The organism is Arthrobacter sp. U41 (assembly GCF_001750145.1).
Classification (GTDB): domain Bacteria; phylum Actinomycetota; class Actinomycetes; order Actinomycetales; family Micrococcaceae; genus Arthrobacter.
This window is the reverse complement of the sequence record NZ_CP015732.1, coordinates 2,169,272-2,195,695: the sequence shown is the minus strand read 5'-3', so window position 1 is coordinate 2,195,695 and position 26,424 is coordinate 2,169,272. Positions and strand designations below refer to the sequence as shown.

The window sequence follows — 26,424 nt, the reverse complement described above, 5'->3', positions numbered from 1 at the left end:
GCAGCGCCCCCAGGCTCAGACCCGCCACCGGGAACGGGGAGGCGCGATGTCTACACTCGCACACGGCCGGGAAGCCTACGCCGAACGGCGCTGGCCGGACGCCGTCGGGCAGTACACCGCAGCCGACCACGACGCCGAACTCCCGGCCAGGGATCTGGAACAGCTGGCCACCTCCGTCATCCTCACCGGCCGGGGCTCCGAGGGAGTGGACATCCTGGCCCGGGCGCACCTGAAGTACCTCGCCGACGGCGACTACTCCGCCGCCGTCCGTTGCGCTGTCTGGACCGGGATGAACCTCATCCTGCTGGGCGAACCGGCCCGCAGTGCCGGCTGGTTCGCCCGCGCCCACCGGATCATCGAGGACCTGCCCGAGCCTTGCCCTTTCGAGGGCCTGCTGTCCGTCCCTGCCGGGCTGGGCGCCCTCTACCGCGGCGACGGAGCCGCCGCCGCGGAAGCCTTCACCCGGGCCGCCGACCTCGGCCGGGCCCGCGGGGACGCTGACTCTGCGGCCCTCGGTACGCTGGGCCTGGGGCAGGCGAAGGTCATGCTGGGCGAGTTCGACGACGGCCTGGCCCTGCTTGACGAAGCCATGGTCGCCGTCACCGTCGGGGAAATCTCCCCGATCCCCGCCGGGATCATCTACTGCGCGGTGATCGAAACCTGCCGTCTGGCCTTCGACCTGCACCGCGCCCACGAGTGGACTCGGGCGCTGGACCGGTGGTGCGACGCGCAACAGAGCCTGGTGGCCTTCAGCGGTCAGTGCCAGATGCACCGGGCCGAGTTGTACCGGCTGCACGGCGCCTGGACCGAGGCGATGGACGAGGCCAAAGCGGCGCTGGACCTCGCCTTCCGCGGCGACCGCATGGCCACCTACGGCGGCTTCTACGAACAGGGCGAAATCCACCGGCTCCGGGGCGACTTCGACGCCGCCGAGGCCTGCTACCTGCACGCTCAGGAGACCGGTTTCCCGCCGCAGCCCGGGCTGGCGCTCCTGCGTCTGGCCCAAGGCAGGCCGGACCAGGCCCGGTCCCTGCTCCGGCAGGCGATGGACGGCGTCGACCCAGCCTACCGGCGCCGGATGCTCGCCGCCCGGGTGGAGGTCGAACTGGCGGCAGGGGACGCGCCGGCAGCACGGGCCGCCGCGGAGGAGCTGACCGCGCTGTGCGCCTCGATCGACATGCCGATGCTGCACGCCCTCGCCGAGCAGTCCGAGGCCGCTGTCCTGTTCCACGAGGGCAACCCCGAGGCTGCCCTGGTCCCGCTGCGCCGCGCGTGGTCCCGCTGGCTCAGCCTCGACGCACCGTTCGAAGCGGCCCGCTGCCGCGCCCTCCTGGCCAGGCTGTGCGCCGCGCTCGGCGATGAGGAATCCGCCCGGTTGGAGCATGAGGCGGCCCGGGCAGTATTTTCCGAGCTGGGCGCCGCGCCGGCGCTCGCGGAGCTTGAGCAACCGGAGCTCGAGCAACTGGAGCTTGAGCAACCGCTGCCCGGAGCGCCGGAGGCCCGGACAGCCCCGGCGCCAACCAGCAACAACGACGCCCATCACGCCGCCGACGCCGGGCCGCTCACCGCCCGCGAGGCCGAGGTGGTCCGGCTCGTCTCCGCCGGCCTGAGCAACCGCAACATCGCAGCCGAACTGTTCATCAGCGAAAAAACCGTGGCCCGGCACCTGAGCAATATCTTCACCAAGCTGGGCCTGACCTCCCGGGCCGCGGTCACGGCCTACGCCTACCAGCACGGACTGGCCTGACCTCCCTGCATACAAATACCCATTCCCCACCCGCCGGATTTCTCCCCGGCAAATGCGAAATGGGTGATTCGCCCGATTCGCCGCGACGCGACGAAAAATAGCGTTAATGGCATGAACGTTTCAGTGCTCGCAGGAATGGTTTCCACCGGCCTCTTCGCGGTGAGCTACCTGCCCATGCTGCTCAAGGCCCTGCACACGAGGGATCTTGACTCCTACAGCCTCGGCTACCTCGCGCTGAGCAACGTCGCCAACGCAGTGCACTGCCTGTACGTCTTCAGCCTCCCGCTGGGGCCGATCTGGCTGTTGCACTCCTTCTACGTCGTCGCCTCCGCGCTGCTGCTCATCTGGTACCTGCGTTTCCGGTCCGGACCCGCGGTCCAGCCGGCGGCACAGCAGGCACAGCGGGCACAGCGTTCATAACCACCCCACCGCACGTGCAACACCAAGGAGGCACCACCATGAACACCACCCCAGCAACCGACACCGGCGGCGCCGTCGGCACTGCCGCCGTCGACACCGTCATCATCGGCGCCGGACAGTCCGGCCTGGCGCTGGGCTACTACCTGGCGCGGCAGCACCGGAACTTTGTCATTCTTGACGCCGGCACCCGGGTTGGCGACGCGTGGCGGAGCCGCTGGGACTCGCTGCGCCTGTTCACCCCGGCCAAGTACGACGGCCTGCCCGGCCGGCCCTTCCCGGGGGACCCCCTCGCCTTCCCCACCAAGGATGAGCAGGCGGACTATCTGGAGGACTACGCCTCCCGGTTCCACCTGCCGGTCCGGCCCAACACGGCCGTCACCCGGCTGAGCCACGACGGGCAGCGGTTCCATGTCACGGCCGGGACGCAGCGCTGGACGGCGGCGAACGTCGTCCTCGCCACCGGTGCCTGCCAGCTGCCCAAGACGCCGGGCTTTGCGGCGGAACTGCCGTCCGACGTCGTGCAGCTCCACTCCCACCACTACAAGAACCCGGCGCAACTCAAGCCCGGTCCCGTCCTGGTGGTGGGGGTGGGCAACTCCGGGGCGGAGATCGCCCTGGAGACCAGCCGCACACACGAAACCTGGCTGGCCGGCAAGCCGAGTGGCGAGCTCCCGTTCCGGCACGGCCGGACCGCGGCCCGCTTCCTGTTCCCGGTGGTCCGCTTCGCCGGGCTGCACGTGCTGAACACCAGCACGCCGGTGGGTCGCAAGGCGCTGCCCAAGATCGCCGCCATGGCCAGGCCGTTGATCCGCACCAAGCTCGCGGACCTGGGCGCCGCCGGCGTCCACCTGGTGCCGCGGGTCACCGGAGTCCAGGACGGCGCGGTGATGCTCGACGACGGCCAGCGCCTTCCGGTGGCAAATGTCATCTGGTGCACCGGCTTCACCGAGGCCTACCCGTGGCTGGACATCCCGGCGCTGCCCGCGAACTGGCGGGAGCAGCAGCACCGCGGGATCGTGGATGCCCTGCCGGGCCTCTACCTGCTGGGGAAAGAGCTCATCTTCGCAGAAGCATCGGAAACCCTCCCCGGTGTGGGCCGGGATGCCAAATACCTGGCGAAGCGGCTCGCCGCCAAAGAGGCTCCGCAGCACGGAGCGGAGGTCCGGAGCGGGCTGGCGGCATGACCGGCAAGCGCGGCGTGGCGGCTGCCAACCCGCCCCCTTCCGCCAGCGCCCGCAAGATGCCAGAGTGGGACGATGAACGAGGAAACTGGCGGGCTGGTCCTGAACCTGGAATGCACGCTCGATGCTCCCCCGGAGGAAGTCTTCAGGATGCTGACGGAATCGACCGAACTTATGAAGTGGTGGGGTCCGCACGGCTTCACCATCCCTGCAGCCGAACTGAACCTCACGGAAGGCGGCCGCTACGGATTCCGCATGACGCCACCGGAGGGCGAACCGTTCCACCTCTCAGGCGAGTTCCTGGAGATCGATCCTCCCTGGCGTCTGGTGTACACCTTCCGCTGGGAGGAACCGACACCGGACGACCGGGAAACCGTCGTCGACCTCGCACTCGGGAGTACCGGCGAAGCCACGCGCCTGGTGCTCTCGCAGGGACCGTTCCTGACGGAAGAGCGGCTGGCCCTGCACCGCAGCGGATGGACCGAGTCCTTCGAGAAACTGGAGTCGGTATTGGATAGTCGCACCTGAGCGACCTTGACCGTCCGGCCGACGGTTTAAGCCGCGACAAATGGAGAAGCCCCCAGCCACACCGCCTGAGCGCTACCGGGCCCTGTCCGCCGAATCCAGAGTTGAAGCCCACCGGACGATGACCGGGTGCTCGCAAGAGGCTCGCACCAGCAGTTACCGTTAAGCCGTGACTTTACCCCCGCTTCCGCAGGTCGATGACGCCGTGATCAGTGCCCTTGTGGGTTCCACCTCCCTCAGTCGCGGCCGCACGTACGCGCGCAAGGGCGCTGTTTCCGGCATTGAGTGGTACCCCAAATCCCTGGAGTTGAAGGCCAAGGTCCAGGGCAACCGCGGCGCCCCCTACCGGACCAAAGTCTCATTCCAGGACGGCACCAGCGGATTGCGTCTTGACTGGGGCGAATGTTCCTGCCCCATGCGCTCCAACTGCAAACACGTCGCCGCATTGCTCCTGGACATCAGCAGTGGGCCCATCGTGGAGCAGCCAGCGCTCCTGGACATTCCGCCGGCCACGGTGAGCACTCGCGCGCCGAGGCAGCCCGCGCCCGCCGTTCTGAAACCCGCCGTTCAGAAAGCTGTCCAGAAACCGGCCCCTCCCGCTCCCTGGCAGGAGCAGATCCATTCCCTTCTCCACCCGGAGCCGGCATCACGGTACCCGGGTTTCGCTGGCGTACCGGCCATTCGAAGCGCCAGCAAGCCAACGCTGCCCCTCGGTGTGCAGCTGGAACTGCACGAATCCGGTTCCAGCCAGCCCGCCTGGTACCAGCGTGGCCGCGTTGACCCGTGGCAAGATCAATCCGCCCCGCCGGTCAGCCTGACCGCCAGGCCGGTGAGACTGAATGCCAAGGGCAAGTGGGTGGTGGGCCAGCTGCGCTGGGATACCTTCGGGCGCTCCTACTATGGAGCCCATCTTGAGGAATTCAGTCCGGAACAGGTTCGTTGGATGCGCACCTTCGCCACGCTCTACGCTGCCGAGGGCACGTCGGCTCCGTATACGCATCTGCCCCTGGAAGGCTTCAACAACCCGCTGCTCTGGCAGCTCCTCGCCCAGGCAAACGACATCGGGGTGGCGCTGGTGGCCGCAAAGACCGGCGACGCCGTCTTGGTTCATGAGCCTGTCAGCATTTCGCTGGACATCCGCGATCACGACGGCGGACTGCGGCTGGCGCCGTACGTCGGCATCGGCGGCGGTTCCGCGGATCGCACCGCGATGGGCGTGATCGGCCGGCCCGGCCACGGACTGTTCTGGTGGGATGCCGCCACAGGCCCGGGCACCTCCACGGCTCCCCGTGTTTTCCATCTGGCCCCGAGCACAGCGCCCGTTCCTGACGCCATCCGGCCGCTGATCAGCCACCGCACGGAACTGCTGGTTCCGGCGGCGGCCCGCGGTTCCTTCCTGGGTGCCATCTTCCCGCAACTCGCCCAGGCAGCAGATGTCATCTGCAGCGACGGCTCCGTGGAGCTGCCGCAGATCCTGCCGCCGGAGCTGGTGCTGACAGCCGCCCACGTCCCGCACGAATCCACAGCAGAGCGGGTACCGTCCGGCCGGACCCAGCGCCGCCCCGCGGCCGGAGCACCGCAGGATCCCGGCGCGCTGCACCTTCAATGGCACTGGGAATACAGCTCCGCGGGCACCGTCACCCGCCAGCCGCTGCCCGATGCGGGCACCGGCTACCGCGACCGCGCGTTCGAAGCACAGCTCCTGGCCCGGGCGGCCGGGGCCCTGGACCCGTTCCCGGCAGCCTGGCAGGAGCAGTTCCCGGACCCAACCTCCGGCCACCCGGGCAGCACCGCGCCGGCGGTGCTCAGAAACATCGCCGCCGCCCGGTTCACCACTGAGGCACTCCCCGTGCTGGAACAGCTCGAGCACGTACGGGTCGTCACCACGGGCACCGTGCCGGACTACAGCGAGCTGACGGACAGCCCTCTCATCGGCGTCAGCACCCAGGGAACGGACGACGGCGACTGGTTTGATCTGGGCGTCACGGTCACCCTAAGCGGGGAAGATGTCCCCTTCGACCAGCTCTTCCGCGCCCTGGCCGCAGGCGAGGAACACCTGATGCTCTCCACCGGAAACTACTTCCGGCTCGACCAGCCCGAATTCCTCCAGCTGCGCCGGCTGATCGAGGAAGCCAGGTCCCTGCAGGACCACGAAGGGCCCCTGCGGATCAGCAGGTACCAGGCCGGGCTCTGGGACGAGCTCGAGGAACTGTCTGCCACGGCCGAACAGGCCGAGTCCTGGCGGCGGAGCGTTGGCGGGCTGCTGCGGTTCACGGAGCTGCTGGACGTGCCGCTGCCGGCGGACCTCAACGCATCGCTGCGTCCCTACCAGCAGGACGGCTACAACTGGCTGGCCTTCCTGTGGGAGCAGGGCCTGGGCGGCGTGCTCGCGGACGATATGGGCCTGGGCAAAACCCTCCAGGCCATCGCTCTGATCTGCCACGCCAAGAACGGCATCGGCGCTCCGGACCGCGACGAAACTGCGCGCCACCCCTTCCTGGTGGTCGCCCCTACCTCCGTGGTGCCCAACTGGGCCGCGGAAATCGGACGGTTCGCCCCCGGGTTGCGCGTCACCGCGGTCACGGACACGCTGCAGCGCAGCGGGACGGATCCGGCGGCACTGGCTGCCGGGTCCGACGTCGTGGTTGTTTCCTATACGCTCTTCCGGCTCGACTACGACGCGTTCGCCGCACAGCGCTGGGCCGGGCTGGTGCTGGACGAGGCACAGTTTGTCAAGAATCCGGCCACCAAGGCCAGCCAGAACGCCCGCCGTTTCCCGGCCCCGTTCAAGCTCGCCATCACGGGCACGCCCATGGAGAACAACCTGATGGAGTTGTGGTCGATGTTCGCGATCACCGCTCCCGGTTTGTTCCCGTCGTCGAAGAATTTCGCCGAGTACTACCAGAAGCCGGTGGAGAAGGACGGGGATGCGGAGAAACTGGCGCAATTACGACGCCGGATCCGGCCTCTGATGATGCGGCGCACCAAGGACCTCGTCGCGAAGGATCTGCCCGCCAAACAGGAACAGGTGCTGGAGTTGGACCTGGCGCCGCGCCACCGCACCATTTACCAGCGGCATTTACAGCGCGAACGACAGAAGGTGCTGGGGCTGCTGGACGACATGGACAAGAACCGCTTCGCGATCTTCAAGTCCCTCACGATGTTGCGCAGGCTCAGCCTGGACGCGTCCCTGGTGGACGAGAAATACGCGTCCGTCCCGTCCAGCAAGCTCGACGCCCTGCTGGAGCAGCTTGCCGACATAGTATCCGAGGGACACCGCGCGCTGATCTTCAGCCAGTTCACTGGCTTCCTGGGCAAGGCCGCGGCCCGGCTGGACGCCGAAGGTATCCCGTACGCCTACCTGGACGGCAAAACCCGCCGGCGCGGCGACGTGATTGAGCAGTTCAAGTCCGGAAACGCCCCAGTGTTCCTGATCAGCCTCAAGGCCGGTGGATTCGGACTAAACCTGACCGAGGCGGACTACGTCTTCCTGTTGGACCCGTGGTGGAACCCCGCTTCAGAGGCGCAAGCCGTTGACCGTACTCATCGCATCGGCCAGACCCGGAATGTCATGGTCTACCGGCTGGTGGCCCGGGACACCATCGAGGAGAAAGTCATGGCGCTGAAGGAAAAGAAAGCCAAGCTGTTCACCGCCGTACTGGACGACGACGCGATGTTCTCCTCGGCACTGTCGGCGGAGGATGTGCGGGGCCTGTTCGACGGCTGACCCCCAACCCCGCCCCCCGCATCATGAGGCGTTCACCCGCGGTCCAGTTCCCCGAACACGGCAGTCCATCTGGCCTCCCTAGGGTGGTCGGGTCGCCGGCGCAGCGCCGGCGACCCGTCACCCAGGAGGAACCATCACCATGCGCACAGTCCTGACTGCCGCGGCCACCGCCGCGCTCATCGCCTCGCTGGCGAGCCCCGCCGTCGCCGCTTCACACACCGAAGCAGGCACCGCGCCGTCGTCGAACGCTGCCGGAACCGCCACCTCCAGCATCAAGACCAACGAGCGTAACGGCTCCTTTGACCTGCAGTCCCACCGGGGAGGCCGCGGCGAGTGGACCGAGGAATCCCTGGCCGCCTTCGCCAACTCGCTGAGGCTGGGAGTGACCACCTTGGAGCTGGACACCCACCTGACGTCGGACGGGAAGGTCATCGTCTGGCACGACGACACCATCCAGGCGGACAAGTGCCTGGACACGGCGCCGGCCACGCCTGGCGACGCAGACTTCCCGTATGTCGGCGACCGGGTTGCCGAGCTGTCGCTGGCCCAGATCAAGACGCTGGACTGCGGCTTCACCCAGCTGAAGGGGTACCCGGAGCAGGACGTGATCGAGGGCAACCGGATCGCCGAGCTCAAGGACGTGTTCCAGCTGGTTCGCGACGCCGACGCAGAGAAGGTCGGCTTCAACATCGAGACCAAAGTCGAAAGCAGCCAGATCGGCGGCGAGGGCATGGTGGCCCTGACCAAGGCCGTGGTGACCGAGATCCAGGCCTCCGGCATGGCGGACCGCGTCACCGTGCAGTCCTTCGACTGGTCATCGCTGAACCTGACCAAAGAAATCGCCCCGGAGATGCCGCTGGTTGCGTTGTCCAGCGGCGACGCCTGGCTCGAGATCGGCCAGCCCGGCGCCAGCCCCAACCTCGGCGGCATCGACATCGACACCTACGGCGGATCCCTCGCCAAGGCAGCCGCGGCCCAGGGCTACGACGTCATCTCCCCCGCCTTCCGCTCCGTCACCGCCGGAATGATCGCCGAAGCCCACGAGCTCGGCCTGCCGGTCGTCCCCTGGACCGTCAACACCACGGCGGACATGGAGCGCCTGATGGACCTCGGCGTCGATGGCATCATCACCGACTACCCCACCCGCCTGCGCACCGTCATGGAAGAGCGCGGACTGAAGCTGCCGAAGGCCTACGCCCCGACGGTCTAGAAACACAACGGCGGCCGGCTGACCCCCAGTAGACGCGTTCGGTGTCCCGCAGAGCTGAACTCGGTAGACGAAATCCGCCGCGGAAAAGGCTGTCTGCGTTCCCTTTCGGAACGTGGACAGCCTTCGTTGTGCCCGGCGGCGGTCGATCCGGCCGCCGTCGTGCTGGTGTTTTACGTCGTGCTGGGGCTTACTCAGGCCATAGACATGGCGCCGATCTGCCGCATGATGCCCATGTTGTCAGTGGTGCCCCAATGCTCGGCCACCTTGCCTTCCTCGACGCGGATGATGTCGGTGCAGTCGAACTCCACGCTCTTGCCCGTTGGCGGGATGCCGGTCAGTTCCCCACGATGGGTGCCCGTAAGGACCACGTGGCATGCCTCCATGTTTCCGGCGCTCAGCGATGGTGTGATCTCCTTGACCTTGATATCCGGGAACGCCGACCGCATCGTCTTCACGAAGTACTTGACGCCCTCCCTGCCGGGCGGTTGCCCGGGGAGGCCCTCCTCGTGATCCACGTAGCTGTCCAGCGCCAGCTCATCAACGAGGTCGAGGTTCCCGGCCTCTATCACGTCCTTGTAGAACCGCTCTATCAACTTAATATCTTCAGACATTTCCGACTCCTTGTTGGATGAGACCTGTGATATTCCCCCGGTTTGTCGCTGCCTGCGCTACGGCGGAGACAGCACATTACATCCCCATCCCGCCCGTCGCCGCGGGTGTGAGGGCCACACCGAGTGCAATTACAGCCAGCGCCACCGCAACGGAACGGTTGGCGAGCCGCTTCCAGGGCAGCATCTTCTCCCCGGCGATGAAGGCTCCGATCAGCGCCATCCAGCCGATGCTCATGACCCCGAGTGCGAATAGCGCAACCATCAGCGCCCAACAGCAGGCGACACACCAGGCGCCGTGCTCCACGCCCATGACCAGCGCACCCCGGTACCCGGTCCGCAGGCGGTGCAAAACAAAGTCCATGGGCGTCCGGCATTTCATCAGGCTGACGTTCTTGGCGGGCGTCAGCTGATACAGAGCCGCAAGCAGGACCACGCTGACCGCCAGGTAGCGTCCGCCCTGATCCGAGCCGAAGAGCCCGGGGGCCATCGACGCGACCGACATGTACAGCGAATATGCCACCAGCCCGAAGACGGTCCAGGAGATCAGGTACCCGGCGACGAACACTGCGGTGGACCCAGCGGGAGCGTACCGTCCCGTTTTGCGCCGATGCTGCTGGATCCGGTCATAGGCCACCACCATGGGCGACACGGACGGGAACATCATGGCCGCCAACATCACCACCCACGTGACGACGAAAAACCCCAGCGGCCCCGGGTCGGTCCAGCGGCCCATGTCCATCCCGCTGAGCTGCGTGGACGTGAACACCCAACTGGCCGCAGCGAGCAGAAGCAGCGCCGCAATCAGGCCAGCCTCCCGCGGGTCGACACGGGACGGCATACGGGCGTGCACTGCAGGCTGCACGCCCGCTCTCCTGAACGGCTTCCTGTAATACATCGGCCGGCCTTAGCCGCGGCCCTTGGGTGCGCCTTCCGCCATTTCACTGGCGAAGGTGAAGTCGGATGTCTCGCCGTAAACGCCGTCGAACTCCAGGCCGAAGAGATCCGGGTGTCCCGGCCCCTTGCCGATCCGGAATTCCGGCGCAAAGCCGTACATCGCGTTCTTCACGGTGGTCACGCCGCCGTCGGGCCCGGGCAGTGGCTCGAACGTAACGACCACGCGGCCCGCCACTGAGCCGGACGGAGTATCCCCGTCCGAGAACGAGACACTCGCGCGTTCCAATCCCAGCCATTCGCCGTACAGCGCCGCGAAATCCCCGAACGGCCCGCCGGCCTGTCCCCGAAGGATGCTCTCAAGGGCGCTCACCTGCGCATCCGAAGCGCCGTCGTCGACGACGGCACCCACCTTCCAGCCGCCTGCGGTCAGATGAGAGGGGAACCAATTGCAGAAGACGAAGTCGACGCCCGAGAGGTCCGTTTCATCCAGCTTCCCGCTCGCGATATGGAAGACGTTTACACCACGGCACTCGCCATCCGGTCCGGTGGGCACGCCGTCCACGGGGCACGGGCAGATCATCCGGCAAGTGCAGTTGCCAACGTAAGTTCCCGAAATTTCCCACGACATGGAATCCTCCTAGCTGGCACCGTCGCCAAGCAGAAGCGGCCCAGAGACAGCGCCGAAAATACTTAGAAAACGGGTCGGAAAGCCCCGTTAAGGCAGACAGTATTCCTGCACAATCCGCGTGTCAATGCTCCGCGAACACAAGGAAACGAGGCGCCGATGTGGGGCTCTTTTGGGGCTGCCCGGAGCTCACCGCCGCTCCCGCCACATCAGCGACACGGCAAACACCACCGCGCCGAGTCCGAGCATCGTGAACACCATGAGCCCCCAGTTGGCCTGGTTCACGCCGGTGCCGTAGAAAATCCCGATCAGCACCGTGGCCGTGATCGCCCCGAGATACCGGCAGGTCTGGAAGATCCCGGCGGCCACGCCGCGCTCCTCCGGCCGGGTGGACAGGTACATGCCCTGGCTGGAGGCGATGCTGACCACTCCGTACGGCACGCCCAGCATCGCGGTCAGCGCAATCACCAGTGGGATCGCGAACGAGGCGGTCAGCAGCCACATCGTCCCCGATGCGGCGATCAGCAGCACGACGCCGGCGATCAGCACCCGCTTGACGCCGATCCGGTCCATCGCGCGGACGGCCAGCGGCGTCGAGATCACCGAGACGGCGGCCAGCGGCAGCATCAGCAGGCCCACCAGACCGGGCTCGTAGCCGCCGGCTTCCTGCAGCAGCTGCGGCAGGCCGAAGAAGGCGAAGTAGTAGACACCGTTGAACAAGGCAAAGCCCAGATAGACCAGCAGCAACGGCCGGTTCCGGCCCAGCAGCCGCAGGTCAAGGAACGGCGGGTCGAAGCGCAGCTCGCGCCAGACAAAGAGTACGGCCAGCAGGGTGCCTGCCCCGAGCAGCCACCAGCGGTACTCCGGCACGACATTGAGCAGCGCCATCATCACCAGCACCATGGAGCCGATGAAAGCCAGGATGCCGGGGATGTCCGAGTCCCGCAGCAGCTCCGCGGCCCGGCCGCGTTCCCGGTCCTCATCCGCCGGCGCGAACTGCCGGACCAGGAGGATCGCGCCCAGGGCCAGCGGGACGTTGACCAGGAACAGCGCCTCCCAGCCGACGAAGCCCACCAGCAGGCCGCCCACCACCGGCCCGACCGCGGCCGCCGAGGTGTTGGCCATCTGGATCCGGCCCAGCGGCCGGGTGGACTTGACGTCCGCCAGCTTCGCCAGCGCTCCGACCATCACGACCGCGCTCGGGTAGGCGGTCGCGGTGCCCAGTGCCATAACGGCGCGGGCCACGCACAGCAGGGCGAAGTTCGGGGCGAACGGTGCCAGCGCGCAGGTCGCGGCCACCAGCGCCATGCCGAGCATAAACAGCCGCCGCGGCCCGAAGCGGTCCGCCAGCCGGCCCATCAGCGGCTGGCCCGCCGCGGAGGTGAGGTAGAAGGAAGTGATCACCCAGGTGACGGTGGCGACGTCGAGCCCGAAGTCGGCGCGCAGCACCACCAGGGCGACGGCGATCATCGAGGAGTTCAGCGGGTTCAGGGCCGTGCCCAGGCTGAGTCCTGCGACGGCGAGGCCCGTCCGTGGGGAGTTGCTCACGGCAACAGTCTGTCCCACGGCGGCGGCCAAAATCGAACCGGACGACAAATTCCGCTACGGCGGGCCGCCTGAGACGTCACGCCGGGCAGGCTTTTGGCCCTGCGTGACCCGGGACCCCGCGGAATAAAGCGGAAGTCCTCGCTGCGGTGCTGGAAAAGTCTGCCTCCAGTGACGCCTGCATCACGGCGTGCGGGCGGTCACGTCGAAGATGTGCCAGTGCTTGGGGCCCCGGAATGACTGCCCGTCGTCGTCGTACACCTCGAACGTCAGGATCTGGAGCCCGTCGAAGAGCTGCCGTGCCTGCGCTTCGGTGTGGAAGTTCCATTCCGGGATGTCCGCCCAGGAGTCCCGGTCCCCGAACAGGTTCACGGCCACGATGCCCCGGCGCTGAAGGGCGCCCAGCATCATCCGCCAGAAGCGTCCGAAGTGGTCCGGGTGGATGAACGGCAGCGAATAGCCGGCGAAGATGAGGTCCGCTGCCGGGAGTTCCCGGAGTTCCTGGAAGGCCCGCACCTCGATGCTGAGCCGGCCGTCCGCATCCGCCGGAGCGATCCCGAGGAGCCGTTCCCGGGTGTCCGGCAGCGAGTCCACGGCGTGCACGCACCAGCCAGCGCGCAGCATCGCCAGCGTTTCCTTGCCGGCTCCGCAGCCCAGGTCGATGGCCCGGCGGCCGTTGCCGGGACCGGCTAGCTCCATGGCGCCGAGGCAGAGCGGGCGCACGGGACGGTCCGCCTGGGCCGCGTTGTAGTCGGTCCAGACCTTGCTGTCCGCGAGCGTTGTCACAGCCTTATTTTTCCACGCGCGCGGCGGCGAAGCCACAGCTCTTAGCTGGGCCCGCCGCCGCGTGAGTCAACTCCCGGCGTCAGAGAACCTTGGAGAGGAACGCCTTGGTGCGGTCGTGCTGCGGGTCGCTCAGGATCTGCCGGGGCGGTCCGGCCTCCACCACCACGCCTTCGTCCATGAACACCAGCGTGTCCGCCACTTCGCGGGCGAAGCCCATCTCGTGGGTCACCACGATCATGGTCATGCCGCTCTTCGCCAGTTCCTTCATAACGTCCAGCACCTCGCCCACCAGTTCGGGGTCCAGGGCGCTGGTCGGCTCATCAAAGAGCATCAGCTTCGGGTCCATGGCCAGGGCACGGGCGATGGCCACACGCTGCTGCTGCCCGCCCGACAGGTGCGCCGGATAGGCGTCCCCTTTGTCGCCCAGGCCCACGCGTTCCAGCAGTTCTTTGGCCCGGGCGGTGGCTTTGGCCTTGGACACACCCTTCACCCGCATGGGGGCAAGGATGATGTTCTCCACGGCGGTCAGGTGCGGAAACAGGTTGAACCGCTGGAACACCATCCCGATTTCCTGGCGCTGGAAGGCTGCTTCCTTGAGCTTCAGTTCGTAGAGCTTGTCCCCCTTTTGTCGGTAGCCCACCAGCTGCCCGTCGACCGAGAGCCGGCCGCCGTCGACCCGTTCCAGGTGGTTGATGCACCGCAGGAACGTCGACTTACCCGAACCGCTGGGGCCCACAATGCAGAGCACCTCCCCGGGGTCAACCTCCAGGCTGATCCCGCGCAGCACCTTGTTGGAGCCGAAATTCTTGGAGACCCGCTCCGCGAGCACCATCGGCACGTCCGTCATCCTTTTCCTCCAAAGTCCGTGCCGAGCGGTCCGCCGGGCGCGCCGGGAACCGCCGTCGGTGCCGGTTCCGGCGTCGCCGATTCCTTGCCCGCCTTGACCCGCCCGGTTCCGCGGGAGAACCGCTTCTCAATGAAGTGCTGTCCCACCATCAGGGCGGAGGTGAACAGCAGGTACCAGAGGGAAGCGACAATCAGCAGCGGCACCGGGGTGAACGTCACCGCGGATATGCCGCGGGACACCCCGTACAGGTCGATGCTCAACGGGATCGCAGCCACCAGTGAGGTGGTCTTGAGCATCGAGATCACCTCGTTGCCGGTGGGCGGAATGATGATCTTCATCGCCTGCGGGACCACCACGTACCGCATCGTCTGCCCCCAGGACATCGCCAGGGCCGTGGAGGCTTCCTCCTGGCCCTGGTCCACGGACAGCAGCCCGGCGCGCACGATCTCGGACATGTAGGCTGCCTCGTTCAGGGCCAGCCCGATCACCGCGGTGATGAAGAGGTTGGTGAAGATCTCGTTCGGGATGGTGACCCACGGATCCATAAACGGAATGCCGAACGTGAACACCGGATAGATCAGCGACACGATGCCCCAGAAGACCAGCTGCACGTAGACCGGGGTTCCCCGGAAGAGCCAGATGTACAGCCAGGCGATGCTCTTCAGCACCGGGTTCGGCGAGAGGCGCATGATGGCCAGCAGCAGGCCGATGACGATCGCACCGATCATCGCGTAGATGGTCAGCGACAATGTCACCCACGCCGCCTGGCTGATCCGGCGGTCGAAGATGAACTTGCCCACGTCCGCCCAGCCATAGTCCGGGCGCTGGGCGGCGTCGAGGACAAAGACCGCCAGTCCGAGGACGAGGAGCACGGCCACCACGTTCCGCCACGGGTGCCGCAGCGGGATCGCGACGATCGCTTCCGGCGGCGCGTTGTCCGCGTCCCGCCCCCTGCCGGCCCGCGGCGCCCTGCCGGACTCCGCGTTCCTGCCGGACTCCGGCGATTTGCCGGGTTCCGCCTCAATCATCCGGTCGGATTCCGGCTCGCTCATCTGCTATCACCCTTTGGCTGCCACGTTGAGCTCGGCCGTCTTGACTCCGCCGGCTTCCACTCCCCACTTGGACAGGATTTTGTTGTAGGTACCGTCGTCGATCAGCGTCTGGAGCGCCTTCTGCAGGGCCGGCGTAAATTCGCTGTCCTTGGCCACGGGCATCCCGTACGGTGCCACTTCGAACGCGTCGCCCGCGGTCTGCAGCTTGTCCTTGGTCTTGGAGATCGCGTAAAGGGTCACCGGGGAATCGGCACTCATCGCGTCGACCTGCCCGACCACCAGGGCGTTGGTCGCCTGGTCCTGCGCGTCGTACTTGAAGATGGTGATGGCCGGCTTGCCCGCGTCGGTGCAGGCCTTCGACTTGGCCGGAACCTCGTGCGTGTCCTGGTAGGTGGTGGCCTGGACGGCGACCTTGAGCCCGCAGGCGTTGTCGGGGTCCACGGTCTTGCCCTTCGGGGCGGCCCACTGGATGCCGGCGGAGTAGTAGTTCACGAAATCCACCTGCTTTTCGCGTTCCAGGGTGTCGGTGAAGGAGGACACACCCATGTCATCCTTTCCTGCCTTTACCGCAGGGAGGATGTTGTCGAACGTGCCGATGTCGAAGTTGACCTTCAGGCCCATGACCTGGCCCAGGGCGTTGGTCAGGTCCACGGCCCAGCCGGCCGGCGCCCCGTTGTCGTCCTTGAACTCGTTGGGCGGGTAGTTGTTTGCCATGCCCACGTTGAGCACGCCGGCGCTCTTCATTTTCTCCGGGAGCATCGCGGCGACGGCGTCATTCTTTTTCACCTCGATGGCGTCAGCGGTTCCGGATGCCCCGCCGGTAGCCGCCGGCTCGCTGTTGTTGACGCAGCCGGAGAGCGAGAGGGCTGTGGCTATGGTGAGAACGGGGAGAAGGTATCGGGTGCGCATGGTTTCCTTAGCTGTTCAGAGATTCACAAAGCTTCCCGCAAGTCTGCGGGAGGAGGGCACTGCGTGCCTGCAGGTTCAGAACTTGTTGGTGCGTGTTGCCTGACGCTGTTGTTTCGAGGATTTCTCCGGAATGACGGATGTCCCGGAGAATTTCCCCGCCTCGAGCTTTCAACTCCGGAATGCTGGAAACGCCCACTAACGTCATGGTACGCCGGAGCTCATCCGCGAAGATCTCGATGATGCGCCCGACGCCGGGCGAGCCCGCCGCCACCAGTCCGTACAGGTAGGCCCTGCCGATCGAGCAGGCATCGGCACCGAGCGCCAGCGCCTTGAGGACGTCGCTGCCGCGCCGGATGCCGGAGTCGACATAGATTTCCATCGAATCGCCCACCCGCTGGCGGGATTCCTGCAGCACATCCATCGGGCTGAGCATGTGGTCGAGCTGGCGGCCGCCGTGGTTGCTGAGCTGGACGGCGTCCAGGCCGATCCGGGCTGCTTTTTCGACGTCGGCCGGGTTTACGCAGCCCTTGAGCACGATCTTGCCGTGCCACGCCTGGCGCAAGGCTTCCAGTTCCTTCCATCCGCTGGTCGCATCCGAGTGGCCGAGGATGTGCTGCCACATGGACGGGGTGACCACGGAGGTGGCCGCGGCACTGCGCGGATCCAGGTTCGGGAAACTGATGCCGTCCGACTTCAGGAAGCTGATCCACCAGGACGGCCGGCGGGCGATGTCCGCGATGGTTGACAGCGTCAGGGCGGGAGGCGCGGTGAAGCCGTTGTGCAGGTCCCGTTCCCTTGCGCCCAGGGCCCGCGTATCGACGCCGACAATCAGGGTGTTGAACCCGGCGGCCTCGCAGCGCGCCAGTTTGTCCTTCATTGCCTGGGCGTCGGAGGTGAGCCCGAAGTTGAACCAGCGGTCCAGGGCCGGGTGGCTCGCCGCGATGGTTTCCATCGGCACGGTGCTCAGCCCGGCCAGTCCGTAGGGGATACGGGCCCGGTCGGCGGCGGCGGCGACGGCGAGCTCGCCCTCGGGATGGAAGAGCCGGGTGGCGCCGGTGGGCGTCAGGGTCAGGGGCAGGGCACTGCTTTTTCCGAGCAGGGTGGTGCTGGTGTCGGGTCCGGAGACCGGGCCCCAACTGGGCATCAGCGCCCAGGAATCGAAGACGGCGCGGTTGCGGCGCAGCGTCACCTCGTCTTCCGAGCCGCCGTCGAGGTAGTCAAAGATCCCGGCCGGCAGGACCCGCTGTGCCGATTTGCGGTATTCCTCCACATTGAAAGCGTCGGCCAGTACCCGGCGCCGTCGGGAGAAGACGGGGGTTTTGACCTGGATTAGCTGCCGGGCGTCGCTGATTTTCAAGGAGGGCCTTCCACTGCGTGCGTGCGTTATGGTTCAGCGTAGAAAGCGAAACACCGTGCCACTATGGAGATTGCGACAAATTGGAGGGTCCTTCATTAGCAGCTGCTACCAAACATCGTGTGGGATGACACCGTGATGGTGTTTGCCGCGGCGGAGAGCCAGGCGCTGCCCACCCTCGCGGACGTGGCGCGCTCGGCCGGATCGGAAATTGTCAGCCTCGTCGAAATGCCGGCCGATGACCAGCAGACTGTCGCGGGCTCCGTCCTGTACGACCCGACGGCCCCGCCCGCCAGGTTCGCCGGGGCCGTTGCGCTGGCCATCGGCCTGTCGCTGTCCGGGAAGCGTCTGCGCGGCAAGATCCAGGAGCTCCACGACGCCGGCTACGTGGCAATCGTCTACAAATCCAATGGCAGCTCGGACGCCGCACTCCGGGCGGCCGCCCGGGAAACCGGGATGGCCCTCTTCCGGGCCTCCGACTCGGTGCCGTGGAACCAGCTGGCGGAGATCATGGACGCCGCCGTCGTTCCGCACCGCCAATCGGGCCGCACCCTGGTGGACATCCGTCCCGGGGACCTGTTCGATCTGGCCAACACCGTCGCGGCCCAGGCCGGCGGTGCCATTGCGATCGCCGATCCCGATCAGATGATCCTGGCCTATTCGACCCTGCCCGACCAGCCCATTGACGAGACCCGGCGAAGCTCGATCCTGCGTCTGCACGTGCCGCACTCCACGCAAACCGACAAGGACTACCGGCGCGTCCATGCCACCAACGGTGCTGTCGATGTGGCGACCGAGGACCCGCTGCTCCGCCGCACGGCGGTCGCCATCCGGGCCGGCGGCGCCGTGCTGGGATCGCTCTGGCTCCTGGAACGGGCCGAAGACCACAACCCGGACGCGCACCGGATCCTGCGCGAAGCCGCCAACGTTGCCGCGCTGCACATCCTGCACAAACGCACGACGTACGTCTCGAACCTCACCCGCCAGATGGATCTGGTCCAGCCGCTGCTGTTCGAGCCGGAGCGCGCCGAGCTGGCGGCCATCCGGCTGGGAATTTCGGCAGCTTCCATCCGGGTAGCCGCACTCAGCGTCTGGCCGGCGGAAGCCGTAGCGGCCGAAACGCTGCAGTCACGCCTTCGGCTCTTCGACACCATCCGGACCGCCTGCGCCATCCGGCTGCCCACGGCGGTCTGCGGGCTCTCGGACGGCATCGTGTACATCGTCCTGCCGCAGACAACTGAATCGTCGCGGCAGTTCCAACGCGGCGCGGTCCTCAAGATTGTCCAGAATGCGCGGCGGCTGCTCTCCCGCCCGGTCCTGGCCGCGCTGGGCACAGCGGCCCCGATCGACCGGCTCGCGGAGTCCCGGGTCAACGCGGAACTGGTCCTGTCCGAGCTGGTCCGCAACGTCGCCGAGGGTCGGATCCCTGCCGGCTCCGATGACGTGGTGGCCGACGACGAATCGCTCGGCTCGCGCCTGCAGCTGCGCCAGATCGTCTCGGCGCTGACGACGTCCGGCCAGCTGCCCGGAACCCACGCCCTCCGGATCGCCGAGTACGACGAACACCAGAACAAGTCCTTTGAAGAGACCATCCACGCCTATCTGAGCTGCGGAGGCAACGCGATCGAGGCCGCCAAGACCTTGGGCGTGCACGTCAACACGGTCCGCTACCGCCTGGCCCGGGTGGAACCTCTCTTCGGCATCGACCTGGACGATCCCGAGACGCGCCTGCTTGTCGGGCTGCAGTTATGGGCGAGGCACAACGAGTAGGCAATCCGGCCAGGCCGGTCTGCGCGGCCGCCGCCCAACCGGGCCGTGGCCTCAGGTCTTGATTTTCGCGACCGTCATCAGGATCGCCGAGTCCTCTTCCGCCTCCAGGCTGTGCAGCCCGTCCGGCACGATCAGCAGGTCCCCGGCCTTTCCCTGCCAGGATTCCTTGCCCGAGCGCAGCCGGACGCAGCCGCGGAGCACAAAGACCGTGGCTTCGCCGGGATTCTGGTGTTCGCTCAGCCGCGTCCCGGCCCGGAACGCCATCACCGTCTGGCGGAGGGTCTTCTCATGGCCGCCAAAGGCAGTATCCGCAGCGCGTCCGCTGGGTGCCGCCACCGCAGCCGCGATTTGCTGACGGGCAAGGGCATCGAGCGATATCTTCTGCATGCGGCCACCCTACCCAGAAACGGCCGCGCTGCCGAGGGTCCTTTGCCCCGGTCAGGGCTTGAGCTGCAGGCCCTGGGACACCACGCATTCTTTGTAACTACTCCGGGACGTCCTACCCTGAGATCAGCGGCCGGCAGCTGCCCGGCCCGCTTCACCTCACTGTCGCAACGGAGCCGCACTATGACCGAGGCCATCGCCGCCAGCGCTGATGCGCCGCGCCCGGATGCATCGCGTCCGGGCGTACCTGCAGCTTCGGCAGCCCAGGTTGCCCCGGCACTCCCCATTCCAGCGGACGACGACGCCGGACTCCGCCGGCTCGCGGACGCCACCTTCGGCCTGCCGCACCTCCGCGAAGGCCAGCTCACGGGGATGCGCGCCCTCGCCGCCGGCCGGGACGTCCTCGCCGTCATGCCCACCGGCTACGGGAAGTCGGCCATCTACCAGGTCCCTGCGCTGCTGCTGCACCGCCAGCAACAGCGGCCCACCGTCGTCGTGTCCCCGCTGATCTCCCTGCAGGAGGACCAGCTGGACGGGCTGCGGGACGCCGCGGGGCCGGGCAGCGCCGTCGCGGTCAACTCCTCGCACAGCGCCGCGGAGCAGGAGCGTGCGTGGCAGGCGGTGGAATGCGGCGAGGCGGCGTTCCTCTTCCTCGCCCCGGAGCAGCTGGCCAAGCCCAGCACCGTGGCACGGATCGCGGCGCTCAACATCGCCCTGTTCGTGGTGGACGAGGCGCACTGCGTCTCCTCCTGGGGCCACGATTTCCGGCCCGACTACCTCCGCCTCGGCGAGGTCCGCGAGCGCCTCGGCAACCCGACCACCGCCGCGCTGACGGCCACGGCCTCTCCCCCGGTGCGCGAGGAGATCCTGGCCCGCCTCGGCATGACCAACCCGCTGATCCTGGTCCACGGCTTCGACCGGCCCAACATCGTCCTCGAGGTGCGCCGCCACCACGAGGACAAGGAGAAGCGCCGGGCCGTCGTCGAGCAGGTCACCGAGCTGGTCGCCGGAACGCGCGGGCCCGGGCTCGTGTACGCCGCCAAACGCAGGGACACCGAAAAGTACGCCGCGAAACTGGCCCGGAGCGGCCTGCGCGCCGCGGCCTATCACGCCGGCCGCACACCCGCCGAGCGCGAACTGGTCCACCAGCAGTTCCTCGACAGCGGCCTGGACGTGGTGGTGGCCACCACCGCTTTCGGCATGGGGATCGATAAGCCCGATGTCCGCTTCGTCCTCCACGCGGACATCCCGGAATCCCTGGACAGCTACTACCAGCAGATCGGCCGGGCCGGACGGGACGGGCTGCCTGCCGCCGCGGTCCTGCATTACCGCTCCGAGGACCTCGGGCTACGGCGCTACTTCGCCACGCACACCCCCGATCAGGCCGCGCTGCGGACGGTCCTGACCGCACTGCGCGCCGCGGGCCGGCCGCTCCAGCCCCGGGCGCTGGCCGAGGGGACCGTGTGGCCCGCCCGGCGGATCACCGGCCTGCTGAACCAGCTGCAGGAGACCGGCGCCGTCACCGCAGACCCCGACGGGGTCCGGCTCGACCCCGCGGCGGATCCCGCCCAGGTGGTGGAACGCGCCGTCGAGCTCGCCGCAGCCCGCGAGCGCGTGGACAAGTCCCGCATCGCCATGATCCGCAGCTACGCCGAAACGCGCCGCTGCCGCCGCCAGTTCCTGCTCGGCTACTTCGGCGAGGACCTGCCCGGCCCCTGCGGGAACTGCGACAACTGCACCGACGGCTCCGCGCTGCAGCAGGAGCGCGGCGAGCACACCGGAACGCCCGACGGCGGTGCTGACGCCGGCCCCAACGAGGCCTTTCCAGTGAACTCCCGCGTGGAGCATGCCCTTTGGGGCCCGGGCCTGGTGATGGGGCACGACGGCGACCTCCTCACCGTGCTGTTCGACCGCGAGGGCTACCGGACGCTGTCCCGCAAAGCCGTCCTCGGCCACGGCCTGCTCACGCCCGCCTGACCCCCGGCCGGGAGTCAGTACACCACCCGGAAATTGCTGAACGCCCCCGTGGCCCGGGAGACCGTTTCGTCCACGTTCTCCACCTTGCCCGGCGCCTCCGGCGAGCGCAGCCAGCGCCGGAACTCCAGCACCACCGACTGCGGGCCCTCCGCCACGATGCCCACCGAACCGTCGGTGTTGTTCCGGACGGTGCCGGTCAGTCCCAGCTCCTCGGCCCGGTGCACCGTCCAGTAGCGGAAGCCAACGGCCTGCACCACACCGTCCACCCGCGCCGTCAGCCGGACCCACTCGCCGGAATCGCCCCTCGGAAACTCAGCCATGCTCCCAATGTAGCGCCGGCCCCGGACCCCGCCGCCAGAGGACTAGTGCACTTGTCCACATAGGGACTTTTGCCCCTTACCCGCCCCGGGCCCGGCGGCAAGGATTGACAAGTGCGCTGCGGGGACGTGTCGAGACAAGGCATGGCACATGGAAGTGCCTCACCCTCCCGCGGTGCTGTATTGCCCGGAAGGAAAACAAAGATGGCAGGACAATTCGAAATCTTCACGGACGCTGAGGCCAACGTCCGTTTCCGGCTCCTCGGGGCCGACGGCACGGTTTTGGCGATTTCCAAGGCTTTTGAGGACAAGCGGTCCGCCGCGGACGGCATCATGGCGGTCCGCGAATGTGCCGGCACCGGCCTGATCAAGGAGGCCCGTTCCAACGCCTGGGGCGGCACCGGAAAGGTCAGGGCAGGGCTGCCGACGCCCGCCCACCGCCGGCATCGGCATTACCCCGCCGTCTAAGCGGCGGAACTGCAAGACCCCGGGCGGGTAGCCCGGCACCATTCGGGAGCCGCAATGGACGAAGCACGGGTCCACATCAGCGGCTTCCGAATGGACTTCGGGGACACCACGGTGATCCGCGATCTGTCCTTCGACGTGCACGCCGGCGAAACCTTCGGATTCCTCGGTAGCAACGGCTCCGGCAAGACCACCACCATCCGGGCGCTGCTGGGCATCTACGAGCCCACCGCCGGAATCCTCCACATCAACGGCCGGGCCTTCAAACCCGAGCACGGCGACAAGCTGGGCTACCTTCCCGAAGAGCGCGGGCTGTACAAGAAGGAAAAGGTCATCGACATCATGACCTACTTCGGCCGGCTCAAAGGGATGGAGCGGCGCACCGCGAAACGCTGGTCGCTCGAGTACCTGGACCGGGTGGCGCTGGCGGACCGCGCCTCCGCCGTGCTGGACAAGCTCTCCAGCGGGCAGCAGCAAAAGGTCCAGCTCGGCGTCACCATCATGAACAACCCCGAGCTGCTGATCCTGGACGAACCCACGAAGGGCTTCGACCCGGTCAACCGGCGCCTGCTGATGGACATCATCGCCGAGCAGAAGGAGGGCGGTGCCACCGTGGTCATGGTGACCCACCAGATGGAGGAGGTGGAGCGGCTCTGCGACCGGGTCATCCTGCTCAAGGACGGCACCGCGGAAGCCTACGGGACGATCGACGAGGTACAGAACAAGTACGGCGGCCGCATCGTCCGGATCAGGCACAGCGGCCCCATCCCCCGTTCCCCCCACTACGAGGTGATGCTCGAGGAGACCAACTACTCGGAGCTCTCGATCACCGACGCCACCGACGAAGCCGTCATCCTCAGGGACCTGGTCGAGGCGGACCTGACCATCCGGAGCTTCACCACCACCAAGATCTCCCTCGAGGACATTTTCATCCGGGTCTACGGCGACCAGAACACGCCGTCCGCGTCCGGGGCTGCCGGCACCGCACGGTCCCCGGGCAGGGAAGGGGTGTAGCGCGGTGGCGCAGCATAATCTCGGCACGGTCGTGAGCTTCGAGTTCATCCGCACCGTGACCAAAGGCCGGTTCTGGATCGGCACCCTCTCCGTCCCGATCATCATCGGCGTGGTTTTCGGGCTGATCTTCCTCAGCAACACCAGCACGGACACCGCTGCCGAGGCCCAGAAAAGCGCCCAGTTCAGCATCTCCTACACCGACGCCTCCGGACTGATCACCGCCCGGGACGCCGCGGTCTTCGGGGCCACCGCCGCGGACTCCCCCGACGCCGGGATCCGGGCCGTGCAGTCCGGCACCGTGGACGCCTACTTCGACTACCCGGCCCACCCCGAATCGACGGCCGTGCGCGTCTACGGTGCGGACAAGGGGATCTTCGAGAACGGCAAGTACGCCGCCGTCGCGCAGGCCCTGCTGACGCACGCCGTCGAACAGAAGGTCAGCTCACCGCAACTGTCCGCGCTCGCGGCCGGGAGGGTGCAGATCGAGACCGTCACCTATGACGGCACCCAGGAATCCGGGGGCCTGGGCTCGGTGATTCCGCCGCTGATCTTCCTGGTCATCTTCTACGGGCTGATCGTGCTGCTGGCCGGGCAGATGCTCAACTCCACGCTGGAGGAGAAGGAAAACCGCGTCACCGAGATGATCCTGACCACCCTCAAACCGACGACGCTGATCGCGGGCAAGGTGATCGCGCTGTTCGCGATCGGCCTGGTACAGATGATCGTGTTCCTCTCACCCGTCCTGATCGGCCGGCTGTTCTTCCCTGAGGAGCTCAGCATCGCGGCCCTGGACCTGCCCCCGCTGATCCTGGACCCGGTCCGGATGACCGTTGGCCTGCTGATCCTGGTCGGCGGATTCGCCCTGTTCACCACCACCCTCGTGGCGATCGGCGCCGTGATGCCCACCGCCAAGGAGGCCGGCAACTTCATGGGCGTGATGATGGCGCTGATCTTTGTGCCGTTCTACGCCGTGTCCCTGGTGGTCTCCGATCCGCAGTCCGTGATTGTGCAGATCTTCACGTTCTTCCCGTTCTCCGCCCCGGTCACCGCCCTGCTGCGCAACGGCTTCGGCTCGCTGAGCCTGGTCGAGGCAGGAATCGTGATCGTGATCCTCTTCGTGGGCGCCGCGGTGATGCTTCGCCTCGCCGTGCGGCTCTTCCAGTACGGCTCCATTTCCTACACCTCGAAGGTCAACATCCGCACCGCACTGCGTGCCGGGTCGCGGCACCCGGCCGCCGATGCGGCGCCGCGTCCCCGGACGACGGAGCGCTGAGGCCGGTCCCGGTGTCTATCCTGCCGGCGCCTCCGCCGGCCGCAGGGACGTGATCATCGTCCGGATGTCCTGGTACTCCGGGGTTCCGGCGTACAGTCTGGCCTTCTCCCGGTACGGCAGCGCGGGGTCCGCGGGTGTCTCGTGGTGCTCCGGGTTGTACGTCCCGCCGAAGAAGGCACCGCTCGGCGGCCACAGGAACAGGTGGAACATCGGACACGCGGTGTCGCCGGGCTCCTCGGGGACCATGGTGATGCCGTAGGCGGCGACAGTGGACTGCGTGGCCACCGGAGCGGTGTCTTCGCCCCGGGACTCGAACACGTAGCGGGGCACCCCGCCGTCGGCTCCCCCGCCCTCGGCGAGGGCAACCATCGGCTCGGAGTCGTAGACCTCATAAGGGGACTTTTCGACGCACTCCGCCCCGGTGACGATGTTGGTCCGCAGCCCCGCCATCGGTTTCCCCTCGGCGTTCAGCACGTCCACGAACTCTCCGGAGAGCGCCCCGCCGGGGTTGTTGACCGTCCAGCCGGCGGGGTAGTCGAACGACAAATCCCCGTCTGTCGTTGTGAACGTCGTCCAGCCCGACGCCGGCCCTTCCGACGCCGGGGACCCGGCCGGCGTCGTGGCGGACGGCGCCGCAGCCGACGTCGTGCCTCCCGGGCTCTGGCTTTCCGAAGCGGCGGGGCCCGCCGGCAGCGCCGGGGACAAACCGCAGGAGGTCAGCAGCAGGACCGAGCTGAGGGCGGCGCCGGCGGCGGCGCACCGGATGGGGCCGGGCGAAACGGCCGGCCTCCTCACGTTATGGCTTTCCGGCGGGCCGCAGTGAAGTGATCGCCTGCTTGACGTACTTGTATTCGGTGGTGTCCTTGTACACCTCGGGGGTATCCACATGCATGGGACCACCCGGTGTGGTGTCGAACGGATCATAGGCACCGCCGAACATGGCGCCGCTGGGCGGCCAGGTGAAAAAGTGGGAAATCGGGCAGGCGGTATCCCCGGTGGGTTCCGGCGCGGAAGTGATGCCGTAGGCCAGGGTCAAGGAATCCGCCGGGTCACCCGAGTCCGGCTCCGGATCGGTCCGCCCCTCGTAGACGAACCGCGGCGTCACTCCCCCCTGGGCCAGCGCCGGGATGGGCTCCGAGTCGTACAGCATAAAAGGGAACTTCTCCGTGCACTCGGCGCCCGTGACCAGGTTGGTCCGCAGGGTCGCCATCGTCTTGCCGTAGTCACTCACCAGGTCCACCGCGACACCGCCCTCGGCGGGTTCATCGGCCGGGTCCGTGATGGTCCACGTCTCCGGGTAGTCGAACGCCAGCGTGCCGTCCGAGGTCGTGTAGGTCTTCCAGCCCGCCGGGACCGTGGGCGCCGGAGAAGGGGTGGCCGACGGCGAAGGGCTGGCCGGCAGATCGCTGGCCGTGGCCGTCGTCGCCGGCGCGGAACTGGTGGCGGGGGCCGTTGCCGGCGTCCCGCACCCTGCAAGGATTGCAGCTGCGCAGAAAGCGGAAACGGCGGGGGCCGTTGCCGGCGTCCCGCACCCTGCAAGGATTGCAGCTGCGCAGAAAGCGGAAACAGCTGTAGCCAATGATGCGGCTCGGCGCATGACACCCTCCCCCTGGGAAAATAAAGTGGTTGGACAATTCTCTGGGGTTTCCGGGAGGAAAATAGGGGCAAAGGGCCCTTGGCGCCCCTGCCGTGACGGCCATGCGGCGCCGGGGTGCTGGCCTCGCCGCCGGCCGTGATGCTTCCCACCTTGCGCCCTGCAGATTTCAATTGGCAGCGGAAGCTTGCTAGAGC

General features: G+C 67.5%; 25 protein-coding genes. 12 read left to right on the top strand and 13 right to left on the bottom strand.

From position 1 onward, the window contains the following. The first annotated feature begins 46 nt into the window (after window positions 1–46). From ASPU41_RS10120 to ASPU41_RS10095, 6 genes are all read left to right on the top strand, one after another. On the top strand, window positions 47–1,747 hold the full coding sequence (locus ASPU41_RS10120) for a response regulator transcription factor (protein ID WP_069950810.1): 1,701 nt from the start codon (window positions 47–49) through the stop codon (window positions 1,745–1,747). 111 nt (window positions 1,748–1,858) lie between these two features. Then, the gene (locus ASPU41_RS10115; protein WP_069950809.1) at window positions 1,859–2,167 is read left to right on the top strand and encodes a hypothetical protein; all 309 of its coding nucleotides are present in this window, start codon (window positions 1,859–1,861) and stop codon (window positions 2,165–2,167) included. 38 nt (window positions 2,168–2,205) lie between these two features. Continuing rightward, a complete protein-coding gene (locus tag ASPU41_RS10110) occupies window positions 2,206–3,351 on the top strand; it encodes a flavin-containing monooxygenase (RefSeq protein ID WP_069950808.1) in 1,146 nt (381 codons plus the stop codon). A gap of 72 nt (window positions 3,352–3,423) precedes the next feature. Continuing rightward, the gene (locus tag ASPU41_RS10105) at window positions 3,424–3,876 is read left to right on the top strand and encodes an SRPBCC family protein (RefSeq protein WP_069950807.1); all 453 of its coding nucleotides are present in this window, start codon (window positions 3,424–3,426) and stop codon (window positions 3,874–3,876) included. Between the two features lie 166 nt (window positions 3,877–4,042). Then, on the top strand, window positions 4,043–7,600 hold the full coding sequence (locus tag ASPU41_RS10100; protein WP_157356978.1) for a DEAD/DEAH box helicase: 3,558 nt from the start codon (window positions 4,043–4,045) through the stop codon (window positions 7,598–7,600). Between the two features lie 139 nt (window positions 7,601–7,739). Then, window positions 7,740–8,810, top strand: a complete 1,071-nt coding sequence (locus ASPU41_RS10095; protein ID WP_083266453.1) for a glycerophosphodiester phosphodiesterase family protein — start codon at window positions 7,740–7,742, stop codon at window positions 8,808–8,810. 191 nt (window positions 8,811–9,001) lie between these two features. Here ASPU41_RS10095 and ASPU41_RS10090 read toward each other — a convergent pair whose 3' ends face one another. The 9 genes from ASPU41_RS10090 to ASPU41_RS10050 form a co-directional block, all read right to left on the bottom strand. Then, entirely contained in the window at window positions 9,002–9,421 is a 420-nt protein-coding gene (locus ASPU41_RS10090) for an ester cyclase (RefSeq protein WP_069950804.1), read from the bottom strand. Window positions 9,422–9,497: 76 nt separating this feature from the next. After that, window positions 9,498–10,283 (bottom strand): DUF2182 domain-containing protein, encoded by a 786-nt coding sequence (locus tag ASPU41_RS10085; RefSeq protein WP_231941234.1) that lies wholly within the window; start codon window positions 10,281–10,283, stop codon window positions 9,498–9,500. Between the two features lie 42 nt (window positions 10,284–10,325). Next, entirely contained in the window at window positions 10,326–10,943 is a 618-nt protein-coding gene (locus ASPU41_RS10080; protein WP_069950802.1) for a DUF1326 domain-containing protein, read from the bottom strand. Between the two features lie 186 nt (window positions 10,944–11,129). Continuing rightward, the gene (locus ASPU41_RS10075; protein ID WP_069952618.1) at window positions 11,130–12,488 is read right to left on the bottom strand and encodes an MFS transporter; all 1,359 of its coding nucleotides are present in this window, start codon (window positions 12,486–12,488) and stop codon (window positions 11,130–11,132) included. A 180-nt stretch (window positions 12,489–12,668) separates the two neighbouring features. Continuing rightward, window positions 12,669–13,271: a class I SAM-dependent methyltransferase gene (locus ASPU41_RS10070; protein WP_069950801.1), complete on the bottom strand. Its 603-nt coding sequence runs from the start codon at window positions 13,269–13,271 to the stop codon at window positions 12,669–12,671. Window positions 13,272–13,350: 79 nt separating this feature from the next. After that, window positions 13,351–14,118, bottom strand: a complete 768-nt coding sequence (locus ASPU41_RS10065; protein ID WP_069950800.1) for an amino acid ABC transporter ATP-binding protein — start codon at window positions 14,116–14,118, stop codon at window positions 13,351–13,353. Beyond that, window positions 14,115–15,170: an amino acid ABC transporter permease gene (locus ASPU41_RS10060; protein ID WP_157356977.1), complete on the bottom strand. Its 1,056-nt coding sequence runs from the start codon at window positions 15,168–15,170 to the stop codon at window positions 14,115–14,117. The genes ASPU41_RS10065 and ASPU41_RS10060 overlap by 4 nt, the downstream gene beginning before the upstream one ends. A 6-nt stretch (window positions 15,171–15,176) precedes the next feature. Beyond that, the gene (locus tag ASPU41_RS10055; protein WP_069950799.1) at window positions 15,177–16,079 is read right to left on the bottom strand and encodes an ABC transporter substrate-binding protein; all 903 of its coding nucleotides are present in this window, start codon (window positions 16,077–16,079) and stop codon (window positions 15,177–15,179) included. 7 nt (window positions 16,080–16,086) lie between these two features. Beyond that, the gene (locus tag ASPU41_RS10050; protein ID WP_083266452.1) at window positions 16,087–17,436 is read right to left on the bottom strand and encodes an alpha-hydroxy acid oxidase; all 1,350 of its coding nucleotides are present in this window, start codon (window positions 17,434–17,436) and stop codon (window positions 16,087–16,089) included. A 135-nt stretch (window positions 17,437–17,571) separates the two neighbouring features. On the opposite strand from ASPU41_RS10050, the gene ASPU41_RS10045 reads away from it, so the two are divergent. Beyond that, window positions 17,572–19,203 carry a PucR family transcriptional regulator gene (locus ASPU41_RS10045; RefSeq protein WP_231941327.1) on the top strand — a complete coding sequence of 544 codons (1,632 nt, stop codon included), beginning with the start codon at window positions 17,572–17,574 and terminating at the stop codon, window positions 19,201–19,203. Window positions 19,204–19,254: 51 nt separating this feature from the next. On the opposite strand, the gene ASPU41_RS10040 is transcribed toward ASPU41_RS10045, so the two are convergent. After that, window positions 19,255–19,590, bottom strand: coding sequence for a cupin domain-containing protein (locus ASPU41_RS10040; protein WP_069950797.1), 336 nt, complete (start codon window positions 19,588–19,590; stop codon window positions 19,255–19,257). A gap of 180 nt (window positions 19,591–19,770) precedes the next feature. Here ASPU41_RS10040 and ASPU41_RS10035 point away from each other — a divergent pair, with 180 nt between their 5' ends. Beyond that, complete coding sequence (locus ASPU41_RS10035; protein WP_083266451.1) at window positions 19,771–21,564, top strand: RecQ family ATP-dependent DNA helicase; 1,794 nt, start codon at window positions 19,771–19,773, stop codon at window positions 21,562–21,564. A gap of 14 nt (window positions 21,565–21,578) precedes the next feature. Here ASPU41_RS10035 and ASPU41_RS10030 read toward each other — a convergent pair whose 3' ends face one another. Then, window positions 21,579–21,884: an acylphosphatase gene (locus tag ASPU41_RS10030; RefSeq protein WP_069950796.1), complete on the bottom strand. Its 306-nt coding sequence runs from the start codon at window positions 21,882–21,884 to the stop codon at window positions 21,579–21,581. A 201-nt stretch (window positions 21,885–22,085) separates the two neighbouring features. On the opposite strand from ASPU41_RS10030, the gene ASPU41_RS10025 reads away from it, so the two are divergent. The 3 genes from ASPU41_RS10025 to ASPU41_RS10015 are packed head-to-tail and all read left to right on the top strand — an operon-like array spanning window position 22,086 to window position 24,633. Beyond that, window positions 22,086–22,349, top strand: a complete 264-nt coding sequence (locus ASPU41_RS10025) for a YegP family protein (protein ID WP_069950795.1) — start codon at window positions 22,086–22,088, stop codon at window positions 22,347–22,349. A 54-nt stretch (window positions 22,350–22,403) separates the two neighbouring features. Further along, entirely contained in the window at window positions 22,404–23,360 is a 957-nt protein-coding gene (locus ASPU41_RS10020; protein WP_069950794.1) for an ABC transporter ATP-binding protein, read from the top strand. Between the two features lie 4 nt (window positions 23,361–23,364). Next, window positions 23,365–24,633 carry an ABC transporter permease gene (locus tag ASPU41_RS10015; RefSeq protein ID WP_069950793.1) on the top strand — a complete coding sequence of 423 codons (1,269 nt, stop codon included), beginning with the start codon at window positions 23,365–23,367 and terminating at the stop codon, window positions 24,631–24,633. A 15-nt stretch (window positions 24,634–24,648) separates the two neighbouring features. Here the strand turns inward: ASPU41_RS10015 and ASPU41_RS10010 are convergent, their stop codons facing one another. After that, window positions 24,649–25,179, bottom strand: coding sequence for a hypothetical protein (locus ASPU41_RS10010; RefSeq protein WP_157356976.1), 531 nt, complete (start codon window positions 25,177–25,179; stop codon window positions 24,649–24,651). A 16-nt stretch (window positions 25,180–25,195) separates the two neighbouring features. Here ASPU41_RS10010 and ASPU41_RS23355 point away from each other — a divergent pair, with 16 nt between their 5' ends. Next, the gene (locus ASPU41_RS23355; RefSeq protein ID WP_157356975.1) at window positions 25,196–25,456 is read left to right on the top strand and encodes a hypothetical protein; all 261 of its coding nucleotides are present in this window, start codon (window positions 25,196–25,198) and stop codon (window positions 25,454–25,456) included. On the opposite strand, the gene ASPU41_RS10005 is transcribed toward ASPU41_RS23355, so the two are convergent. Then, window positions 25,430–26,212, bottom strand: coding sequence for a hypothetical protein (locus ASPU41_RS10005; protein ID WP_231941233.1), 783 nt, complete (start codon window positions 26,210–26,212; stop codon window positions 25,430–25,432). The genes ASPU41_RS23355 and ASPU41_RS10005 overlap by 27 nt on opposite strands. Window positions 26,213–26,424: the final 212 nt, after the last annotated feature.

Excerpts from the sequence above, each read along its gene's own strand:
- ASPU41_RS10120 (WP_069950810.1), top strand. The coding sequence starts at position 47 with ATGTCTACACTCGCACACGGCCGGGAAGCCTACGCCGAACGGCGCTGG.
- ASPU41_RS10115 (WP_069950809.1), top strand. The coding sequence starts at position 1,859 with ATGAACGTTTCAGTGCTCGCAGGAATGGTTTCCACCGGCCTCTTCGCG.
- ASPU41_RS10110 (WP_069950808.1), top strand. The coding sequence starts at position 2,206 with ATGAACACCACCCCAGCAACCGACACCGGCGGCGCCGTCGGCACTGCC.
- ASPU41_RS10105 (WP_069950807.1), top strand. The coding sequence starts at position 3,424 with ATGAACGAGGAAACTGGCGGGCTGGTCCTGAACCTGGAATGCACGCTC.
- ASPU41_RS10095 (WP_083266453.1), top strand. The coding sequence starts at position 7,740 with ATGCGCACAGTCCTGACTGCCGCGGCCACCGCCGCGCTCATCGCCTCG.
- ASPU41_RS10090 (WP_069950804.1), bottom strand. The coding sequence starts at position 9,421 with ATGTCTGAAGATATTAAGTTGATAGAGCGGTTCTACAAGGACGTGATA.
- ASPU41_RS10080 (WP_069950802.1), bottom strand. The coding sequence starts at position 10,943 with ATGTCGTGGGAAATTTCGGGAACTTACGTTGGCAACTGCACTTGCCGG.
- ASPU41_RS10065 (WP_069950800.1), bottom strand. The coding sequence starts at position 14,118 with ATGACGGACGTGCCGATGGTGCTCGCGGAGCGGGTCTCCAAGAATTTC.
- ASPU41_RS10060 (WP_157356977.1), bottom strand. The coding sequence starts at position 15,170 with ATGAGCGAGCCGGAATCCGACCGGATGATTGAGGCGGAACCCGGCAAA.
- ASPU41_RS10055 (WP_069950799.1), bottom strand. The coding sequence starts at position 16,079 with ATGCGCACCCGATACCTTCTCCCCGTTCTCACCATAGCCACAGCCCTC.
- ASPU41_RS10045 (WP_231941327.1), top strand. The coding sequence starts at position 17,572 with ATGGTGTTTGCCGCGGCGGAGAGCCAGGCGCTGCCCACCCTCGCGGAC.
- ASPU41_RS10040 (WP_069950797.1), bottom strand. The coding sequence starts at position 19,590 with ATGCAGAAGATATCGCTCGATGCCCTTGCCCGTCAGCAAATCGCGGCT.
- ASPU41_RS10035 (WP_083266451.1), top strand. The coding sequence starts at position 19,771 with ATGACCGAGGCCATCGCCGCCAGCGCTGATGCGCCGCGCCCGGATGCA.
- ASPU41_RS10030 (WP_069950796.1), bottom strand. The coding sequence starts at position 21,884 with ATGGCTGAGTTTCCGAGGGGCGATTCCGGCGAGTGGGTCCGGCTGACG.
- ASPU41_RS10025 (WP_069950795.1), top strand. The coding sequence starts at position 22,086 with ATGGCAGGACAATTCGAAATCTTCACGGACGCTGAGGCCAACGTCCGT.
- ASPU41_RS10020 (WP_069950794.1), top strand. The coding sequence starts at position 22,404 with ATGGACGAAGCACGGGTCCACATCAGCGGCTTCCGAATGGACTTCGGG.